At 44.6% G+C, this 19,160-nt stretch carries 17 protein-coding genes; 10 read left to right on the top strand and 7 right to left on the bottom strand.

Annotated features, from left to right (window positions below):
• The 10 genes from Q1A40_RS15250 to Q1A40_RS15205 all read left to right on the top strand — a co-directional run.
• The coding region (locus Q1A40_RS15250) for a linear amide C-N hydrolase (RefSeq protein WP_300001494.1) at nucleotides 1–578 on the top strand (578 nt) is incomplete at its 5' end.
• Nucleotides 579–843: 265 nt separating this feature from the next.
• Complete coding sequence (locus Q1A40_RS15245) at nucleotides 844–1,854, top strand: LacI family DNA-binding transcriptional regulator (protein ID WP_300001492.1); 1,011 nt, start codon at nucleotides 844–846, stop codon at nucleotides 1,852–1,854.
• A gap of 308 nt (nucleotides 1,855–2,162) precedes the next feature.
• Nucleotides 2,163–3,749, top strand: coding sequence for an FGGY-family carbohydrate kinase (locus Q1A40_RS15240; protein WP_300001505.1), 1,587 nt, complete (start codon nucleotides 2,163–2,165; stop codon nucleotides 3,747–3,749).
• 35 nt (nucleotides 3,750–3,784) lie between these two features.
• Nucleotides 3,785–5,446, top strand: a complete 1,662-nt coding sequence (locus Q1A40_RS15235) for a signal transduction protein (RefSeq protein WP_300001491.1) — start codon at nucleotides 3,785–3,787, stop codon at nucleotides 5,444–5,446.
• Nucleotides 5,443–6,372 (top strand): dihydrodipicolinate synthase family protein, encoded by a 930-nt coding sequence (locus Q1A40_RS15230; RefSeq protein ID WP_300001489.1) that lies wholly within the window; start codon nucleotides 5,443–5,445, stop codon nucleotides 6,370–6,372. The genes Q1A40_RS15235 and Q1A40_RS15230 overlap by 4 nt, the downstream gene beginning before the upstream one ends.
• A 20-nt stretch (nucleotides 6,373–6,392) precedes the next feature.
• Nucleotides 6,393–7,445, top strand: coding sequence for an exo-alpha-sialidase (locus Q1A40_RS15225; protein WP_300001487.1), 1,053 nt, complete (start codon nucleotides 6,393–6,395; stop codon nucleotides 7,443–7,445).
• An 18-nt stretch (nucleotides 7,446–7,463) separates the two neighbouring features.
• On the top strand, nucleotides 7,464–8,441 hold the full coding sequence (locus Q1A40_RS15220) for a tripartite tricarboxylate transporter substrate binding protein (protein ID WP_300001485.1): 978 nt from the start codon (nucleotides 7,464–7,466) through the stop codon (nucleotides 8,439–8,441).
• A gap of 36 nt (nucleotides 8,442–8,477) precedes the next feature.
• Entirely contained in the window at nucleotides 8,478–8,939 is a 462-nt protein-coding gene (locus Q1A40_RS15215; RefSeq protein ID WP_300001482.1) for a tripartite tricarboxylate transporter TctB family protein, read from the top strand.
• Between the two features lie 20 nt (nucleotides 8,940–8,959).
• Nucleotides 8,960–10,468 carry a tripartite tricarboxylate transporter permease gene (locus Q1A40_RS15210; protein WP_300001480.1) on the top strand — a complete coding sequence of 503 codons (1,509 nt, stop codon included), beginning with the start codon at nucleotides 8,960–8,962 and terminating at the stop codon, nucleotides 10,466–10,468.
• A 495-nt stretch (nucleotides 10,469–10,963) separates the two neighbouring features.
• On the top strand, nucleotides 10,964–11,890 hold the full coding sequence (locus Q1A40_RS15205; RefSeq protein WP_300001479.1) for an Rpn family recombination-promoting nuclease/putative transposase: 927 nt from the start codon (nucleotides 10,964–10,966) through the stop codon (nucleotides 11,888–11,890).
• Between the two features lie 389 nt (nucleotides 11,891–12,279).
• Here the strand turns inward: Q1A40_RS15205 and Q1A40_RS15200 are convergent, their stop codons facing one another.
• The 7 genes from Q1A40_RS15200 to Q1A40_RS15170 form a co-directional block, all read right to left on the bottom strand.
• Complete coding sequence (locus Q1A40_RS15200; protein WP_300001478.1) at nucleotides 12,280–13,188, bottom strand: dihydrodipicolinate synthase family protein; 909 nt, start codon at nucleotides 13,186–13,188, stop codon at nucleotides 12,280–12,282.
• Nucleotides 13,189–13,202: 14 nt separating this feature from the next.
• The gene (locus Q1A40_RS15195; RefSeq protein WP_300001476.1) at nucleotides 13,203–13,811 is read right to left on the bottom strand and encodes a dihydroxyacetone kinase subunit L; all 609 of its coding nucleotides are present in this window, start codon (nucleotides 13,809–13,811) and stop codon (nucleotides 13,203–13,205) included.
• Nucleotides 13,812–13,813: 2 nt separating this feature from the next.
• Nucleotides 13,814–14,809 carry a dihydroxyacetone kinase subunit DhaK gene (locus tag Q1A40_RS15190; RefSeq protein ID WP_300001474.1) on the bottom strand — a complete coding sequence of 332 codons (996 nt, stop codon included), beginning with the start codon at nucleotides 14,807–14,809 and terminating at the stop codon, nucleotides 13,814–13,816.
• Between the two features lie 138 nt (nucleotides 14,810–14,947).
• On the bottom strand, nucleotides 14,948–16,462 hold the full coding sequence (locus Q1A40_RS15185) for a tripartite tricarboxylate transporter permease (RefSeq protein ID WP_300001472.1): 1,515 nt from the start codon (nucleotides 16,460–16,462) through the stop codon (nucleotides 14,948–14,950).
• A 15-nt stretch (nucleotides 16,463–16,477) separates the two neighbouring features.
• Nucleotides 16,478–16,915, bottom strand: coding sequence for a tripartite tricarboxylate transporter TctB family protein (locus tag Q1A40_RS15180; protein ID WP_300001470.1), 438 nt, complete (start codon nucleotides 16,913–16,915; stop codon nucleotides 16,478–16,480).
• A gap of 31 nt (nucleotides 16,916–16,946) precedes the next feature.
• Nucleotides 16,947–17,891: a tripartite tricarboxylate transporter substrate binding protein gene (locus tag Q1A40_RS15175; RefSeq protein ID WP_300001468.1), complete on the bottom strand. Its 945-nt coding sequence runs from the start codon at nucleotides 17,889–17,891 to the stop codon at nucleotides 16,947–16,949.
• Nucleotides 17,891–19,135: a PfkB family carbohydrate kinase gene (locus tag Q1A40_RS15170; protein ID WP_300001466.1), complete on the bottom strand. Its 1,245-nt coding sequence runs from the start codon at nucleotides 19,133–19,135 to the stop codon at nucleotides 17,891–17,893. The genes Q1A40_RS15175 and Q1A40_RS15170 overlap by 1 nt, the downstream gene beginning before the upstream one ends.
• Nucleotides 19,136–19,160: the final 25 nt, after the last annotated feature.

The raw sequence follows: 19,160 nt of genomic DNA, 5'->3' as shown, positions 1-19,160 counted from the left end.
TCCTGAATCGCTTAATGCTGTTTAGGTTGGACTCTGTGAATTGGGAATCCCCGTCCTTCAGGGCGGGGAGCAGTCAAGATAATCCAACCCGGATGATGACCAACGGTCCTGATTTTCCGTGGCATTTAAAAAATCTGAATAACTACAGTCAGTTGACTAACGCAGACAGATCATCGGCTAAACTTGGAAATATTCAGGTAACACAACCGGATAGTGGTATCGCCAGTGCTGATTTACCTTCCTCTGATACCTCGGTAGGGCGCTTCGTTCGGGCTGTATACTATTCATCCTACGCCCTGAAAGGTGACACGCCGGCAGAATCAATGAATACCCTGGCCCATATCATGAATCGCTTCGACCGCACTAAGAATATTACTGTTGATGTGATGGGCGAGAGCCAGTCAGCCAGTAAGATAGCTCAATCAGAATATACCGTCTGGACCAGTATGTCTGACTTGAGTAATGGTGTGATGTCAGTCCGCGGTTATAATGATATTAATTATACTGAATACTCACTGGCCCAGTTTAAAGACGCTGGCAAACCGGTATTCACACAAATAAACACCATTAAAAAATAATATTCATAATGTTAAAAAAGAGGTTGAAATATCAGCCTCTTTTTATCGTGATGAATACCATGAGTTACAAGGCATTATCATCAGTCCTGTATCCCTCTGTATTTCTCCTCCCTTGCAGCGTATCAGTCGAATTACATCCTCTTTTCTGTTCTTTTGATAACCAAAAAACGGAACACTTGCTTGCTCTTTATTGATTTAAAATGTATTGCTAACTCGAATTAGTTTATGATTGCGAGGTATGGATTTGTGATAAGAATGAGGATGTATGGCCAAAACCGTTGAGCAAGTCGCTAAGGCTCTGAATATATCGATTACGACTGTCCGCTTGGTACTGGGGGGCAAAGCTGAACAGTACCGTATCAGCGCGAAAACTCAGCAACGAATCAATGACTATGTGGCTGAAAATGGTCTGGTTGTTAATCATATTGCCCGTAGTCTGAAGCTAAATAAAACGGAAACCTTAGGTCTGGTTATCCCCCGTTTGTCTAACCTGTTCTTTTCTACTTTGGCCGAAAAACTTGAGGCTTGTTGTCGGCAGGCTGGCTATCAGTTGATGATTGCCTGTACCTATAGCGACAGTGAGCATGAAAATAGCCTGGTGGAAGGGTTGCTGGCGCGTAATGTCGACGGGTTATTTGTCGTTCCCTCGAGCCTGAAGACGCAACTACACCACCAGAAAGTTGCTCGCAAACGCCCCTTAATTATTCTGGACCGTGATTTTGGCGAAAACGATGTATCACTGGTGGTGAGTGACAACTATAACGGCAGTAAAAAATTGGTTCAGGCAATGACTCAGGCTATTGATGAATCACCCTTTTTCTTTATTGCGGGTGACACGCAGCAGCCCTCGATTCAGCGCCGTTTGCAAGGGTATTTGAGTGAGTTTCCTGATGCACAGGAATGGATCCTGTCTGCCAGCCATAACCGTCAGGAGGAGGGCAGGCAGCTAATGCTTAACTTCCTCAAGCAACATCATCAGCCGCCCAAAGCGTTTATTGCCTCGTCCTTACCGATTCTTGAAGGAACTCTCAGTGCACTCAGGGAAACCTATGGTTTTATTCCCTCAGATATTCCGATTGGTACCTTCGATGAACATCAAATGCTCGGTTTTTTGCCTAACGCAGTGTGGTCTATGCGACAGGACGAAGATTCCTGGGCACAGCACGCATTTCACCTGATGAACAAAAAACTTCAGGGAGAACATGCAGATGTAAAAATTACCGTGCCAATGACGCTGATTCACCGCCCCTTATCGGTAGAGCAAAGAAAAGGCTGAATAAAAGAAAATAGACGGCTGGGTACTCTGTCCTGCTATCTGGCTCATCTCCCACTGAAATTGATTAGCAAAAATACGCAATTTTCGTTGTGGCATATCACTCGGAGTTGCGGTTTTTTTAATCTAACCGCCTTATCTGTAGCCATAAACAGGCTGAATTTCACAAAATAAATACCATTCAATATCAGTAAATTAACATTACTTGATTCGATCTGTATCACAATACCTCATAGAGACGATTGTTTTTATCCCATGGACTATTTATTTTGCTAACTCGAGTTAGCATGTTGGGTAATGATGAGGTTTCCATGGAAGAGCAATATTTTATTGGTGTTGATGTGGGCTCAGCCAGCGTCCGTACTGCTGTATTTAACAGAACAGGGCAACGTTTAGGCTTTTCTGTACTGCCTGTTTCGCAATTCAAGCCTAAAACAGATCATGTTGAACAGTCGGCAACCGAAATTTGGACACAAGTGTGTTTGTCTGTTCGGACTGCTGTTCAGCAATCTGCTATCAATCCTCTCCATGTGAAATCTATTGGCTTTGATGCAACCTGTTCTCTGGTCGCCGTGGGAGCTAATCACGAGCCGGTATCTGTTTCATCAGCCGGAATACCTGACCAAGATATTATTATGTGGATGGATCATCGGGCAGCCGTAGAAACCACCACCATCAATCTCACCAACGATCCCGCACTACGCTATGTCGGCGGCGAAGTGAGTATTGAGATGGAATTACCCAAGATCTTGTGGTTGAAGAATCAGTTTCCTGAGCGTTATAACGACGTCTGGCGTTTCTTTGATTTAGCCGATTTCTTAGTTTGGAAATCGACCCAGGCTGATGTTGCCAGTGTCTGTACCTTGACATGCAAATGGAACTACTTGGCGCATGAAACAGCATTCAGCCAGAATTTATTGGCGGATATTGGTCTGGATGATTTATTAACCAAGATCCCTGAAACTATTTTAGATTTAGGTAAACCTGCAGGTTATCTGACGCCTGAGGTTGCTGATGCATTTGGCCTGCATCCTCAGGTTGTTGTCGCTTCCGGCATTATTGATGCCCATGCGGGCGGGCTGGCATTAACTGCGGTACAGCCTGAAGGCAGCCTGGCGATTATCAGTGGTACCTCTAACTGCCATATGATAGTCAGCCGCGATCCGGTGATGGTTCCTGGCGTATGGGGACCCTATTTGGGTGCCATGCTGCCCGACTTGTGGTTAAACGAAGGGGGGCAAAGTGCGGCTGGGGCACTGGTTGAGTGGACCCTCCGTCAGCATGAGGCTTGGCCTGATTTACTGGCTGAATCCCGTGCCAAAGACATTAATTACTATCAGTTACTGAACGATGCTGTTACAGAGCTACGTTTAACTGAATCCTATCCTACTGCCCGTTTTCATGTCCTTGCCGATCATCATGGCAATCGTTCACCCCGGGCAAATCCTGATGCCAGAGGAATGGTCAGTGGTTTAACACTGGAAAATGGACGGGCTTCTCTTGCTCGCCATTATCTGGCGACTTTGCAATCTATTGCCTACGGTACGCGCCATATTATTGATTCTCTGGAAGAGGCCGGACACAAAATTACCCGTATTGTGATGTGCGGTGGGGCGACCAAAAACCCGCTCTGGCTTGGCGAGTATGCAAGCGTAACAGGTCGGGAAATACATCTGGTTGAAGAAGAGGATGCCGTTAATCTGGGGGCCGCGTTATTAGGCGCAGTGGCTTGTGGTGCTTTCAGTCACTTTTCTCAGGCAGCCAATGCCATGGTACGTGACGGCGATATTATTCGCCCCGATACCTCGAGTTATCCATTCCATCAGGCGAAGTATCAAGTGTATCTGCAAATGTATCAGGATCAGCAGAATTATAACGACGCCATGTCTGATTTTTAATTATTGCCCTATACCTTTTTTGACTGGAGATATTTATGTTGCAAGTGAATTTACCCGAGTTACCCGTCAAATATCATGCTGCTGAAAATGAAATATTACTGGTTGCTAATGCTGACTTGCGTGAACCTGCAAATGTCACCTGCTGGCCGGTACAAAAACAATTTGAAGATAAACTCGCTGTTGCGCTCGAGAAACTCGGTTATAACCTCAAGCGCGCACATGAAATTAATCAATCACGCGGGCATGGTTTTATTAGCAGCCAGCGTGAAGGAAGCGATATTTTTTCTGAAATAGATCCTGATGCACCTGTGATTGTGCTACTGACTGCGTGGCAATATTCGCACCATATTGCGCCTTCACTCCGCCACCACCGCGGCCCTGTTTTACTCTTAGCTAATTTTGACGGTACCTGGCCGGGCCTGGTCGGCATGCTCTGCATGGCGGGTACTATGACCAGTCTGGGAAAAAACTATTCACGTCTGTGGTCCGCTAATTTTGACGATGAATTTTTCGAAAATGGCCTTGCGACATGGCTACGTTACGGCTCACTTCAGCATGACTTAAGCTACCTGAAAGATATCCCAGCCACTCACCCGGTAATGGCAACTGAAGCGGGTACGGTGGGGCGTCAGGTGGGTGAATTTATCTTAAGAAAAAAAGAGATTATTGGCTTATTTGATACCTTCTGCATGGGCATGATTAACGGCGTATTCCCACAACAAGCGATGGTGAATATTGGAATGCCGATTGAATCACTGTCACAGTCGGCACTGTTGGTGGAAATGAACAAAGTGCCTCAGGAATTACGTGAAGAATGTCTGAGTTGGTACGAAAGCCAGGGCATGACATTTATGTTCGGTGAAGACGGTAAAACGGAATTAACCCGTGAGCAGGTACTCGGCCAGTGCGCAATGATGATTGCGATGGCGCGTTTTGTGAAACGCTTTGGTTTATCCGCGGTAGGTGTTCAGTATCAGCAAGGACTGAAAGATTGCTGCCCGGCTTCTGATTTTGCCGAAGGCGCAATTGGTTCAACGGCACGTTTCCCAATCCCTGATGAAAACGGTGAAATTATCTGGCCTGACGCACCTATTCCTTGTATTAACGAAGTGGATATGGGAACCGCGATACCGCAAACCATGTTATGGCGTCTGCTGACGACTCTGGGATTACCTGCGGAAACGACTCTGCATGATGTTCGCTGGGGCAGTGAATATAACGGTACCTTCTATTGGGATATGGAAATTTCTGGTGCAGTACCTTTTGAACATCTTAAAGGCGGTATTAAGGGTGCTACCGGATACCGTCAGCCAGCCATGTTCTTCCCGTTTGGTGGTTCGACGATTGCCGGACAGAGCAAAGCCGGGCGTCTGGTATGGGCTCGCGCGCATTATGAAGGCACCGATGTCATTATGCATATCGGAACCGGTACTGCGGTAGAGTTACCGGAAGCTGAGTTTGAACGCCGTCGTCGTGGCACGAACTATGAATGGCCACTGCTCAACTGTATCTTAGACGGTGTGACGCGGGACGATTTAATGGCCGGGCATCAGAGCAACCATGTTACTCTCGCCTATGTTGATGAAGATAAACTGGAATTTGTGCTGCAAGCTTTCGTTGCACAAGCATTGACTCAAGGCATCCGCGTGAAAGTTGCTGGCGATGCTGCTCAACACTTACAAGGGCAATCATCATGAGCCAACAAAAATATGGCGGCGTTTGGCCGGTAATGCTAACGCCGTTTGACTCACGCGGTGAAATTGACTGGTCGTCATTAGCTCGTCTGATTGACTGGTATATTGACTCCGGGGTGCACGGTTTATTTGCTGCCTGTCAGTCCAGCGAAATGTTTTATCTGAGCGATGAAGAGACACAAACACTGGTGACGTTTGTCGTACGCCACGTTAACGGACGTGTTCCGGTTGTCGCTTCTGGTCATACAGCTGCGGGTTTAAGTCAGCAAAAAATACAGTTACAGGCGATAGCGGATACTGGTGTTGACGGCGTGATTATGATCAGTAACCGTCTGGCTCTGGCGGGAGATTCTGATGCTCAGGCACTGGCAACATTACAGGAGCTGACCGCAGCGCTACCCACAAGTGTTGATTTGGGTATTTATGAGTGTCCGTATCCGTATAAACGCTTGTTATCAGATGAAATAGTCAAATGGTGTGCCGACAGTCAGCGTTTTACCTTTATTAAAGATACTTGCTGCTCATTACCGGTAATTGAACGGCGTCTTGCTCTGACCGAGGGGAGCCGTTTAAATATCGCCAATGCAAATAGCCAGACTCTATTAACATCACTGCGTGCGGGATGCACCGCATACAGTGGCGTAATGGCTAATTTCCACCCGGAGTTATATGTTTGGTTATATGAAAACTGGAAAACCGATGGAGAAAAGGCGGAGAAACTTGCTCACTATCTGTCAACTTCAGCGCTGGCTGAAACATTAGATTATCCCGTTTGTGCGAAATATCATCAGCGTAAAATAAGTAATTTTACTTCGATATATAGCCGTACCCGTAATAGTCAGAATTTTGATGCATCATTTTTCCCTGAGGCGATTGATAGTATGATCAAATTAGGTGAAGAAATGAAAAAAACGCTCTCTTTATCCTGATAATCGTTAAGGATCTCGCAATGCCTTTTATCGCCGACAAAATGCAATTTATTCTGGCTGAAGACCATACTCTTTTCCATAACTGCCATGCATCAACAGTTGTTAAGGTGCCTGGAACAGAGCGGCTGTTAGTGGCTTTTTTTGCCGGTGATAAAGAAGGCAGCGGTAATACCGCTATCTGGCTGGCAGAGAGGGAAGAAAACCACTGGCAAAATATACGGACAATTGTTGAAAAACAAGATGTTGCGCACTGGAATCCTGTATTACATGTGGATAATGTAACCGGAAAAATTTGGTTGTTTTATAAGGCAGGGCCGGATGTTCATCAGTGGACAACCTGGTATGTTACCTCAACCGATGGCGGAAAAAATTGGAGCGAATCTTCTCCTCTGGTGGCTGGCGACAATACGCCTCGTGGCCCGGTAAAAAATAAAGTGCTGGTGATGAGTAACGGTGAATGGCTGGCTCCGGGATCGGTTGAGGATAATCAATACTGGGACGCTTTTGTCGATATTTCAAGCGATCGTGGGGAACACTGGCAGCGTGTTGATATCCCTCTGGTACATCGTCAGGAAGCAAACAGTAATCAGGATGTTTGGCAGGGGTTAAAAAATGATGCGCTGTGGGAAACCTGTCTCAATACGGTATTTCAGTGGGACGGAGTAATACAGCCAACATTGTGGGAGTCAAAACCCGGACATGTGCATGCGATGATGCGCAGCAGTCGCAACTATATTTATCGTAGCGACTCTGAAGATTATGGTCGTAGCTGGTGTCCGGCGTATCAAACAGCATTACCTAATAATAACAGTGGTATTGATATTATTATCTTAGCAGATGGACTGTTGGTACTTGTTTATAATCCGGTCTCAGGTAACTGGAGCCGGCGTTATCCAATATCCGTCAGTACGTCATCTGACAATGGTAATACCTGGTCTGAACCATTGGATTTATTGGATGGTGAAGGCGAATTTTCGTATCCGGCCATAATTGCTGAACAGGGAACCCTACATATTACTTACACATGGAATAGAAAAAATATTGTTTATCAGCAATTATCGGTTAATAAATAATTTGTGGAGAAAGGTCTGATGAAAAAAAATCTACTGGTAGCCTTAGCCATCACTGCAACCTTGGGCATGAGTTTTACCGCTGTCGCTGAGAAATTAACCTACCCGAAAAAGAATATCGATGTTGTTATTCCCAAAAATCCAGGCGGCGGTACTGATACTTCAACCAGAACGGTGCTTGAGTATGGCAAAGATATGATGCCGGAGGGTCGTATCTTTGTTCCGGTGAATAAACCTGCCGGTAATGGCCTGACGGGATTAATTGAAGTCGCAAAAGCTAAGCCGGATGGTTCTAAATTAGTCATGACGACCGTTGAACTGGCGATGTTCCCTCATCAGGGTAAATCTCCCGTGACCTATAAAGATTTTACCCCTATTGCCACAACCATTGCTGACCCAGTGGTTCTGGTGGTAAATGCGGACTCACCTTATAAGACGCTGCAAGAATTTATTGATGCGGCAAAAGCCAGTCCGGGTAAGCTGAAAGTCGGTAACTCGGGGATGGGCGCTATTTTTCACCTGGCAGGTGTTAATATTGAGCGTTTGACCGGCACAAAATTTAACCATATTCCATTTAATGAAGGCACCGGGCCTTCTATTGCTTCCCTGGTAGGTAATCATATTGATGCCACACTGACGACTCCAGGTTCAGTAAAGGCTCAGGCTGACGCCGGAATTCTGCGTATTTTAGGCGTAATGGATGAACAACCTTTCCCATTATTCCCGTCGGTTCCGACTTTTAAAGAAGCGTTAAATTTAGATACTAACGTAAAAATGCGTGCCTGGGCGGTTCTGGCAACCACTGCTGGCGTACCTGAAAATGTGAAAAAAGAACTGGTTGATGCCTTTACTGTCGTAGTTGAAAAGCCTGAATATCAGGAAGCGTTAAAGAAACAAGGTATTATGCCAACGGTCATTGTGGGTGAAGATGCATATAATATGATGAAAGAAGATCACGATATGTATGCAGAATTAATTGCTGAAACATTGAAGAAATAAATAATCATGAGGCCATGGAAGGCTCAGGGTATAAAAATGAATAAAATCAATACAATCATTGGTGTTATTTCAATTACATTCGGCCTGCTTATTATTTATCTCTCGCGTAATATGAGTATGTTCGATGAGTATGGTGTTCCTGGTGAACGTTTTTGGCCATTTGGGGTGGCGCTGTTATTTATATTTTTAGGCGTACTACAATGTCTTAATTCGATTGTAGATAAAATGAAGCATGCTGTGCAAAACGTTGACTTATCCTCAACTGCAGTGACACGTTCTTATTTTCTGAGTGGACTAGTTGTTGTATATGCGATAGGTCTTTATTATCTTGGTTTTATTATTTCATCGCTTATTTTTATTCCCATTGTTATGTGGATAATGAATGAGCGGAAAATTAAAATTCTGGTGCTGGCATCCGTTGGTATTGTCAGCTCGGTATATGTATTTTTTGATATCGTTTTTAACTCATCATTACCTGTTTCAATTTTTCTGGACTAAAGCAACAAAGGAGACGTACGATGGAAACTTTAGACGCTTTTCTTATTGTTTTTAGCCCGGAAACAATAACGATAATATTTTTAGGGGTATTTGGTGGCATTATAATTGGTGCTTTGCCTGGCTTAACGGTCAATATGGGTATTGCATTGTTGCTGCCACTGACATATTCATTTCAGGGAATGACAGGGATCCTGTTATTGCTTGCAGTATATTGTGGCGCTGTATACGGTGGGTCGATTACAGCGATACTCATCAGTACGCCAGGTACTCCTGCATCAGCGGCAACGGTACTTGATGGCTACCCGATGGCGAAAAAGGGCCAGGCAGGAAGAGCGCTTGGACTGTCGACAATGGGCTCTATGTTTGGCGGAGTTTTCAGTACCATTGCGCTGATTTTTATTGCCCCACAACTGGCTAAAGTCGCTACTGGATTTTCTGCCGCCGAGTATTTTGCCCTGGCGGTCTTTGGTATCAGTATTATTACCAGCGTATCATCCCATTCAATAATAAAAGGACTGATGGGCGGTGCTATTGGTTTGGCTATAGCAACCGTTGGTCTGGACCCTATGACATCGGGTATGCGCTTTACATTTGATTCCGTTTATTTAATGGGGGGAATATCATTTATTCCCATCCTGGTAGGGCTGTTTGCTTTCTCGCAAGGACTGATTAGCTTTGAAGAAGACTATCGTGAGCGCAGTCAGAAAACATTAAATAAAATTAAGGCAAATATTGACCGTATATTACCCACTAAGGCTGATTTTAAACGCGTATTACCTACTTTCTTACGATCATCAGCAATAGGAACGGGTATTGGCACCATTCCAGGCATTGGTGGGGATATCTCCTCGTTTATTGCTTATAACGAAGCGAAACGTTGGTCTAAACATCCGGAAGAGTTTGGGAAAGGTTCACCCGAAGGTGTGGCTGCGCCTGAGGCTGGGGCTAATTCAGTGACTGGCGGATGTATGGTGCCGCTTATGACATTGGGCATACCTGGGGATGGTGCCACGGCAATCATTATGGGAGCCTTTATGGTACAGGGACTGGCTCTCGGGCCACAGCTGTTTACCAATAATCCTGTTGAAGTAAATAGCATTTTTATCGGTCTGATGGTTGCCAATATATTACTGGGAATTTTAGGTTTCCTCTGTATGAGAGTCTTTGTCAAAGTCATGGATGTACCAAGACGTATCTTGGTTCCGATCATTTTACTGCTGTGTTGCGTGGGGGCTTATTCAGTCAATCATGACATGACCGATGTATTTATTATGATTGGTGCCGGAATACTCGCCTATATATTGATAAAACTTGATTTCTCTATGTCACCGATTGTTATTGGTATTATTCTCGGTCCTATGGCGGAATCTAATTTACGCCGAGCATTAACGATGTCTCAGGGAGATTTATCCATACTCTACACCCGCCCTGTGACAGCGACCTTTTTAGGCATTGCTTTACTGACCTTGCTATTACCCATTATTGGTCCGGCAGTGAAGCAGTTATGGAAAAAACTGAAGAGTAAATAATATTTTCAGTATCATCGTTAAATCTCCTGCTAATTAAGTTAGCAGGAGATTTTTTGTCTTTAGTGCTCAATATCCATTGATATAAAACATTACTAGAATTGAACGTTTCTGGCCTGCCTGCCTGCCTGCCTGCCTGCCTGCCTGCCTGCATTTATTTATGACAAGTGAAATAAATATCAATGATATTAGTTTTGATGTAATTAAATATAAGGGTAATGTCTTAATGAGATATTGGTATTTTATCGTTCAGAGCTTTATATATTGAATCTGTTTTCCTTTGGTGTAATTATTGTAATGTGGCTATTTGAATTATATGTGGCAGCATTGAAATGCTTTTCTTTTACCATTAATTAATGGAGCGTTTTATTTTAAATAGTAACTGTTTTAATGAATTTATCCAGTTATTGTAAATAAAACATAGATATCAGAATCGCCGGGGTAATAGATTGGCATTTCAATTTAAACCAGGTAATTACTGAAATAATGGAGAAAGAGATGACAGCAAGGAAAGCAAAGGGAAGAACAAAGGGTACTCCGACCCCACATGACCTGATATTTAAACAGTTTCTGACACATCCAGAAACTGCACGGGATTTTATGCAATTACATCTGCCAGCAGAATTACAGGTTGCCTGTGACTTCAGTACCCTCAAGCTGGAGTCAGGAAGCTTTGTCGAAGATAGTCTACGCCCATACTTTAGCGACGTGCTCTATAGTCTGAGCACCACAACCGGTGATGATGGTTATATTCACGTACTCATCGAACACCAGTCGACCCCGGACAAACATATGGCGTTCAGGCTTCTTCGTTATGCTGTTGCTGCCATGCAACGCCACTTGGATGCAGGACATAAAAAGTTACCGCTGGTGATACCCGTATTGTTCTATACAGGAAGACGCAGTCCCTACCCATATTCAACCCGCTGGCTGGACGAGTTTAGCGATCCCGGGTTAGCCGAAAAGCTATATAACGGTAATTTTCCACTGGTCGATGTTACGGTGATACCTGACGAAGATATTATGAGGCACCGGCGCATAGCGACCCTCACGCTGTTACAGAAACATATTCATCACAGGGATCTGTCAGGGCTGCTGGACAATCTGAGCACCCTATTGCTGACAGAAAACATGACAGGACAGCAACTGGCTTCACTGATAAACTATCTTATACAGGTAGGAGAAACCCTGGATGGAGAGGCCTTTGTACGTGAGCTGGCCCAACGGGTACCACAACATAAGGATCAACTTATGACTATCGCAGAACAGCTTGAACAGAAGGGCATGGAGAAAGGCATGGAGAAGGGCGAGCGTGAAGCTACTCTTAAAATTGCCCGGGCCATGATGCAAAATGGCATTGATCGCAACGCCGTTATGAAAATGACCGGTTTGACTGAAGATGATATGGCGCAAATCAGCCATTAGTCATTCTTTCTGATACTCAGTAAATTAATTTTATAAATCATAAAATCACTAACATCTATAATTATATTGATTGATAGAGTCCGATATAAATGAATACGGCATAATAAGCAGCTATTGATACGGATAATTATAAGTGTTCTGGTAATTCAAGAGAATAGAATAACCAGAAAGTAAAACAGAAAGGCTTGAACAAGGCGGTTTAAATCCACCATACATAATTCTTTACCGGTACTCAGTGGAATGATGGTGTGGCTGAGAGATACCGTCCTCTGATGCTGTCTGCCACATTCTCCAGAGCAGCAAAAAAGTGGGGTTTGTCATCATGCAGAAATGCCCGATAAGTTGAACTTACCGGGCATCGGATTTGAGGTGATACTGCTCGTCGTAGATTACGCGCTAAAGCTAATACTGGTGCTCTCACACAGTTGCTTCAGTGACGCTTCCAGCTCTGCGTACTCTTCTGGTAACAGATCCAGCTGCGGTAAACGCATATGGCTTTCAGCCAGGCCACGCATTTTCAGTGCCGCTTTGAAAATCGCCATGTTAGATCCTGATTTTAAAGCATCGCTGAATTTGACGCACAGGGTCTGCCAGTGCTTCGCAGCTTTCAGGTCATTGCTGGTATAGGCGTTGTACATATTCACGAAAGGTTCCGGGAACACGCAGGCACAGCCTGACACGGTACCGTCACAGCCAGCATCAAGCAGGCCTAAAAAGAGTTTGTCGTAGCCATGTAATACTGAGAAGTTATCAGCAACGGCCACATAACTCAGGGTCGTATTGTTATCAGCGAAACTGTATTTAATACCAATGACATTTTTGCATTGTTGCTGAATGCGAGCAGCCAGTTCTGGTTTGATATTATTCGCGGCACATTGTGGAATATTGTACAAATAAACCGGGAAATCAGCCGGCACACTATTGGCGACAGTGACAAAGTAGTTCTCTAATTCACGGTCATTAGCAGAGAAGAATTGCGGTGTCACTACACCAATACCATCAGCACCCGCACTGGCTGCATGTTGCGCTAAAGCAATGGTATCTTTTAATGTCATGGCACCGACATGAATAAAGACTGGTAAGCGACCTTTAGCGGTATTAATCACGGTTTCGGCAACGGTTTTTCTTTCTTCAACCGATAAACGCAGCATTTCACCTGTAGTACCGCAAGGGTACAGACAGCTAACGCCTTTAGCGACCAGCATCTCTGTTAATTCAGCCAGGGCTGCGACATTGACATTATCATCTGCATCGAAGGGGGTGGTCATTGCCACGGTAACACCGAAAAGTTTTTTCATAATCAGGCCTTTAATTAAATAGCTTCAACAATAACTTTAATGGCTAACATGCCAGGATCGTCTAACCCAATCGATTTTTCAGGGAACATGCGTGCTCGCCCTAATAGATTGGGTTTTTGGCGGAATTCATCCAGCGTATTATTCACGCTGGCTATTGCGGTGGTTTTTAATTCATTTGCAGAAAGTACAGGAGCCAGGGCTACAGATAACTGATAGATAATATCCAGTACCGATTTTTGCCCTAATTCCCCTTTGCCCCGGGCCATCATGCTCTGATAGGCGACCGTGAGCAGAGGAGCGATATCACTGGTTGAAATCTCGCTCAGCTGTTTTTCTTTGCAATATTTAGCCATTGCCATAAACGCAGTGGCTTGTAAGGTACCGAAGGAGGACGCACAGGCTTTTTGCAGCGATTTACTGCACTGAAAGAATGCCTGGCTTATATCACTCGTCCAGGTTTCTGAATCCTCGGCAATCTGCCGCCAGCCTTTGTCCATAGTCAGGCCTAAATCACCGTCGCCCAGACGACTGTCCGCTTCGCACAACATCTCTTGCGACTGCTGGCAAGCGGCAGCGATGCGCTGACTGGCCAGTTTTAAATCACTCAGGGTAAAAGTGTTCATGATTACACTCTCCAGAAAGCACAGTGGGCAGGGGCATTCATCAATTGTTCAAGCTCGTTATCGAGCTTACACAGGGTCAGGCTGGCACCGGTCATTTCCATTGAAGTGGCATAGCGTCCCACCAACGGCTGAACAATACGTGCGCCTTTAGCGAGGATCAGTTTTTCGATTTTTTGATAGAGGATATAGAGTTCTTCAAGTGGGGTAGCGCCCAGAGAGTTCACCAGTACTGAAACTGCATCCCCTTCTGTTAACTGAAGTTCGCTTTGCAGGCGCTCAAACATCTCTTCGGCTATTTCATCGGCTGTGCGTAACTCGGCACGCCAAATCCCCGGCTCACCGTGGATCCCCATGCCCATTTCCATCTCATTTTCGCCAATATCAAAGGTTGGACGGCCAACGGCAGGTAAAATACAGGAGGTCAGGGCACAGCCAATGGTGCGGGTATTGGCCATGGCTTTACTGGCCACACGGGTAACTTCATCCAGCGAGGCGCCTTCTTCAGCCTTTGCCCCGGCTAGCTTGAAACCGTAGATCATGCCTGCCACGCCACGACGTTTCGCCGCTTCTTCCGGGGAAGCCGATGCGACATCATCCGCGGCTAAAACGGTGGTACAACGGATATCATCTTCAAAATCGACGGTTTCAGATGCCATATCGAAGTTCATGACATCGCCACCGTAGTTGCCATACAGTAATAACACGCCTTGTCCGTTATCTGCGGCGCGAATAGTCTCCGCCATCAGTTCTGCTGAAGGAGAGGCAAAAACATCACCGACAGCAGCAGCGTCTAACAGCCCTTCACCGACATAGCCAGTAAATACTGGTAAATGCCCAGAACCGCCACCGGTAACAATACCGACCTTATTGGTATTGGTTTTTTCCGCACGGGTAATTAAACGCGGTTGTGGCTGATGATAAATATGGCTATGGGCTGCACATAAACCTGCTAACGTTTCATCAACATAAGATTCTGGCTTATTCAGTATTTTTTTCATGCGTATTTCCCGACATTAAATCAATCGATGAGATGAATCATAATGAAGTTATTTTTTCTAAACTCACCGAATAAGGATGTCTTATTCGGTGAGCTTTATTTCATAATTAAATATTATCTGAGTTTGTTTGTGTAAACATTATGGCTGGTGGCTATGTACTGGTTTCCTGTCTTTAAATGCCGTCCTGATTTGCATAATGACAATAAACAGGAAGGCGGTTGCCAGTACCATGGAAACCGGGCGGTTGACAAAATTAAGATAGTCGCCATCAGATTTCATCAGTGATGATAATAAATTCTTTTCTAGCATAGGTCCTAAAATCAGGCCGAGTATTATCGGTGATATTGGGAATTTTCGTTCTTGTAAGAAATAACCAATCACACCCATGACCAGCATTACGACAACAGAAGAGATGGTGTTGGTAATCGCATAGGAGCCAACAATACTGAATAAAATAACCACTGGATAGATAACTGCATTATCGATAGCAACGATTTTTTTCAGTAAATTAACAACCAGGAAAGCTATGGGTAATAAAATAATGTTAGCAATAAAGAAGATGATAAAGACGGCATACAGTTTATCCGGATTGAATAAAAACAGCGTCGGCCCTGGCTGCATGTCTTTCATATACAGCACGCCAATAATAATGGCTGCGGCAGAATCACCCGGAATACCAAATACCAGAGTGGGGATCCAGCTTCCTGCCAGGCTGGCATTGTTACTGGTCGAGGCACTGACGATCCCTTCTTCCGATCCTTTGCCGTATTCTTGAGGTTTTTTCGAAAATTTCTTTGAAACAGCGTAGGAGATCCAGGCGGCAATATCAGCACCTGCACCGGGTAAAGTACCAATCAATGTCCCTATTGTTCCGCCTCGTAACATACTGAGTTTACGTTTACGTAGCACCCCTCCAACACCTTTAAACAGATTATAAGAACGCTCGTCACCTTCGATAATCTCCAGGGGCTGATCTTTCTCTTTACGCAGATCAACATAATATTTAATCGCACCAGAGATAGCGAACAGACCAATCATCGCTGGAATAAAATTGACCCCTTGCATCAAAGATACTTGATCAAAGGTAAAACGTGCCTGACCGGTGAACTCATCAAAACCGATGGTGGCTAAAGCAATACCAAACAACATGGCCAGAATGCTTTTGCTGATATTCGTACCAGAAACAATGGTGGCGCAGCTCAGACCAATTAATGACAGCCACATGTATTCATAAGAGCTGAAGTTTAAGGCAAAATCAGCCAGAACCGGGGCAGTGAATGCCAGAACAATGGTACCAATCACACCACCAATCACGGAGGTTGTCAGCGAAAGGCCCAGCACTCGGTTGGTTTTCCCCTGCTTTACCATGGCATGAGCATCATTGGTATAGGCCGCTGATGCAGGTGTTCCGGGAATATTCAGCAACGCTCCTGGAATATCACCGGCAAAAATAGACGATGCACCGAGCGATATCATCAGTGCCAGAGCCGGGATAGGGTCAAGAAAAAAGGTAAATGGCACCATTAAGGCAATGGCCATTGTTGATGTTAACCCTGGGATAGCACCAACAAACAGGCCGAATAAGCACGCTCCGATAATCACCAGAAATGTTGTGTAATCAAGGTAAGCGAGGGCACTTATTAATATGTCCATACTATTTTTCCTGCTCTATGAGAAAAACTGCGGTAACGGGACTAAAAGCACAGCGGTAAATAAGTAATACACACCTACTACAACCCCTAATGAAGTCATGAAGCTATATACTGGTCTGGCTCTGGCATATTTCATCATTAATGGCGCAGTGATAATCAGCCCTGTCAAAATAAACCCTAAGTAATCGACACAGAAGATATAGAAAATAATTAATCCACTAACGATTAAAACAAATTTAATTTCATGCCAGGTGACTAAAGGAACCTCATCTTCATTCTTATGCGACAGCATATCGGTGAGTGCAAAAATAATGATCCCGGCACCGACTACTGATGGCATAAAGGCGGCACCATACTCACTAAAATCGCCTAATGAGTAGGTACTGTAGCCAATAAGAAAGATGCCGAAAAAAAACATAACTAAAGAAACAATATGACGATTTAGCATAGGCATTAAACGGCCGGATTAACGGCCGTCTCCTTCATTATTTCTTCAGGATTTCACCGAACTTTTTATCTTCACTGGCCATAAAGTTATGAGCGTCGTCACCGTATAATTCAATGACCTCAAAACCTTGCTTATTCGCAAATGAAGCTAACTCACCTTTGGCATACACTTTTTTCATTGCATCTATTAGCTTCTCCTGGACATTTTTATCCAGTCCGGCTGGAGCAACCAGCATATTCCATGCCTGCAGTTCCCAGTCATTTGGCGTGGCTTCTTTAAATGTCGGGACATCAGCATAGAAAGGCGATCTCTCAGCTGACATGATAGCAAGGTTATTGACCAGGCCTGCTTTTACCATACTGTCAGCTTCGCCAGGTGATGAAGTGACAATATCAATCCCGCCTGATGCCAGTTCTTGTAAGGCTGCGCTGGCTCCCTGAGTGGGGATAAAGCGGATGGCGTCGTCACTTAAGCCAGCAGAACGCAGCATACCAATATTATTAAGATGCCAGATGGAGTTAAGGCCGCTTCCTGATGCTTTCAGTTTTCCTGGATTCGCTTTCGCAAACTCAATCACTTCCTGAGCATTTTTAAACTGTGAGGACTTACTTACTTGTAATCCACCGTAGATAACTGCCAGACGGGTAATCGGGGTATAATCTTCATAGGTGAGTTTCGTCATGCCCTGGTGATGCATTAAGGCAATTTCTACCGTTGCGATACCCAGCGTATAGCCATCGGCTTTGGCACTTTTGACTGCATCATGACCAACAACGCCGCTACCGCCCGTTTTATTGACGACGTTAACATTGACGCCCAGTTCTTCTTGCAAACCTTTTGCGGCCAGCCGGGCTACAGTATCGGTATTACCACCGGCAGCCCATGGAACGATAATAGTGATGGGTTTTTCAGGCCATTCAGCTAACGCTACGCCTGGAATTAATGTGCCACACAGGGTGAATGCGAGGAGGGCTTTTTTCATTATAGGTACCTTTTCTCATTACTGATGACTTGGGGTCTTGAGTGTTTTATATAGGAATCTAAACGTGCCTGTACTTGGGTTAAATCAGGCATAGCGGTAACGCCTTTCTTTTCAATAAAGGCAGATAAAAACGCATTGGCAAATTGAACGCTGTCATGCAAGTTACAGCCTGCAGCTATTTTAGAAACAAATGCACCGTTAAATGCATCGGCTGCTGCCATAGTATCAACGCGCATTGATGGCATCGGTGGCAGATGAAATGATGAGTGACCATCATGGTAAACCACACCGAGTAAATCTAAATAAATGATGACTTTTTTATTTTCATCACCGGAAATTATCCTCAATGCTTGTTGAGCATCGTTAATATCGTGAATGGTCATTTCTGCCCAGCTTGAAGCCTGGTGTAAGTTCAGCGTAATAATATCAACATAAGGGTAAAGCGATTTAAGTGACGGATGGTAAGGTGCAACATTTAAGATAACGGTCTTTTTAATTTCGTGGGCAAACTGTGCCGCGCGTAAATTAGCATCAATATTAATTTCACCTTGCAGCAGTAATACATCAGCTTCTGCAACATAGGGTAAAGAGATACCAATCTCTTGTTCACCAAAGGTATTATTGGCACCCAGATAGGTGGCGGTAATATTGTTATGTGTTTCGTTAGCTAAATAGCTGATGGAGCTTCCGGTCGGTTCCGCTTCAGTCTGGAAGACAGTAAATGATTCAATGCCGCTGGCTTGTAAGTATTTATAGGCATATTTACTGAAATGGTCCTCACCAACTTTGGTCAGTAAGTGAACTTTTGCGGAACAGCAGGCTGCGGCTGTTGCCTGATTGGTTCCTTTTCCACCGGGGCTAAAACTGTTGCTGGTGGAATAGATAAGTTCGCCGACTTGGGGAAATGATTCCACATTCGCAATGATATCGACGACAAAAGAACCCAGAACGCAAACCTTGCCCATCATGGTTTTTTTCTGTGGTTTTTGCATAACCAAAAAGTCATGTAATAAACATGAAATATCAAAGTTATCACTAAACTTACTGAGCTTTTTGATCTCTTGCTGGCCCAGAATGGCGCCGCCATGACAACGCTGAATCAGACCTTCACCTTCAAGATATTTTAAATCACTGCGGATAGTTTCCAGCGTAACACTAAATTTTTCAGACAGTTGCGCCACTTTTACTTTTTTCTGTTCCCGGATAACCGAGTAAATTGCTTGTCGACGCTCTTCTGAAAACATGGATAAGTTCCTCCGCAGTGATGTG

This window comes from uncultured Cedecea sp., assembly GCF_947498825.1.
Lineage (GTDB): Bacteria > Pseudomonadota > Gammaproteobacteria > Enterobacterales > Enterobacteriaceae > JGM124.
Note: the sequence above shows the minus strand (reverse complement) of the source record. Positions and strands in the feature narration are given on the sequence as shown.

What these genes read in the sequence shown, in the direction of transcription:
- Q1A40_RS15245 (WP_300001492.1), top strand. Translation starts at nt 844, where the DNA reads ATGGCCAAAACCGTTGAGCAAGTCGCTAAGGCTCTGAATATATCGATT.
- Q1A40_RS15240 (WP_300001505.1), top strand. Translation starts at nt 2,163, where the DNA reads ATGGAAGAGCAATATTTTATTGGTGTTGATGTGGGCTCAGCCAGCGTC.
- Q1A40_RS15235 (WP_300001491.1), top strand. Translation starts at nt 3,785, where the DNA reads ATGTTGCAAGTGAATTTACCCGAGTTACCCGTCAAATATCATGCTGCT.
- Q1A40_RS15230 (WP_300001489.1), top strand. Translation starts at nt 5,443, where the DNA reads ATGAGCCAACAAAAATATGGCGGCGTTTGGCCGGTAATGCTAACGCCG.
- Q1A40_RS15225 (WP_300001487.1), top strand. Translation starts at nt 6,393, where the DNA reads ATGCCTTTTATCGCCGACAAAATGCAATTTATTCTGGCTGAAGACCAT.
- Q1A40_RS15220 (WP_300001485.1), top strand. Translation starts at nt 7,464, where the DNA reads ATGAAAAAAAATCTACTGGTAGCCTTAGCCATCACTGCAACCTTGGGC.
- Q1A40_RS15215 (WP_300001482.1), top strand. Translation starts at nt 8,478, where the DNA reads ATGAATAAAATCAATACAATCATTGGTGTTATTTCAATTACATTCGGC.
- Q1A40_RS15210 (WP_300001480.1), top strand. Translation starts at nt 8,960, where the DNA reads ATGGAAACTTTAGACGCTTTTCTTATTGTTTTTAGCCCGGAAACAATA.
- Q1A40_RS15205 (WP_300001479.1), top strand. Translation starts at nt 10,964, where the DNA reads ATGACAGCAAGGAAAGCAAAGGGAAGAACAAAGGGTACTCCGACCCCA.
- Q1A40_RS15200 (WP_300001478.1), bottom strand. Translation starts at nt 13,188, where the DNA reads ATGAAAAAACTTTTCGGTGTTACCGTGGCAATGACCACCCCCTTCGAT.
- Q1A40_RS15195 (WP_300001476.1), bottom strand. Translation starts at nt 13,811, where the DNA reads ATGAACACTTTTACCCTGAGTGATTTAAAACTGGCCAGTCAGCGCATC.
- Q1A40_RS15190 (WP_300001474.1), bottom strand. Translation starts at nt 14,809, where the DNA reads ATGAAAAAAATACTGAATAAGCCAGAATCTTATGTTGATGAAACGTTA.
- Q1A40_RS15185 (WP_300001472.1), bottom strand. Translation starts at nt 16,462, where the DNA reads ATGGACATATTAATAAGTGCCCTCGCTTACCTTGATTACACAACATTT.
- Q1A40_RS15180 (WP_300001470.1), bottom strand. Translation starts at nt 16,915, where the DNA reads ATGCCTATGCTAAATCGTCATATTGTTTCTTTAGTTATGTTTTTTTTC.
- Q1A40_RS15175 (WP_300001468.1), bottom strand. Translation starts at nt 17,891, where the DNA reads ATGAAAAAAGCCCTCCTCGCATTCACCCTGTGTGGCACATTAATTCCA.
- Q1A40_RS15170 (WP_300001466.1), bottom strand. Translation starts at nt 19,135, where the DNA reads ATGTTTTCAGAAGAGCGTCGACAAGCAATTTACTCGGTTATCCGGGAA.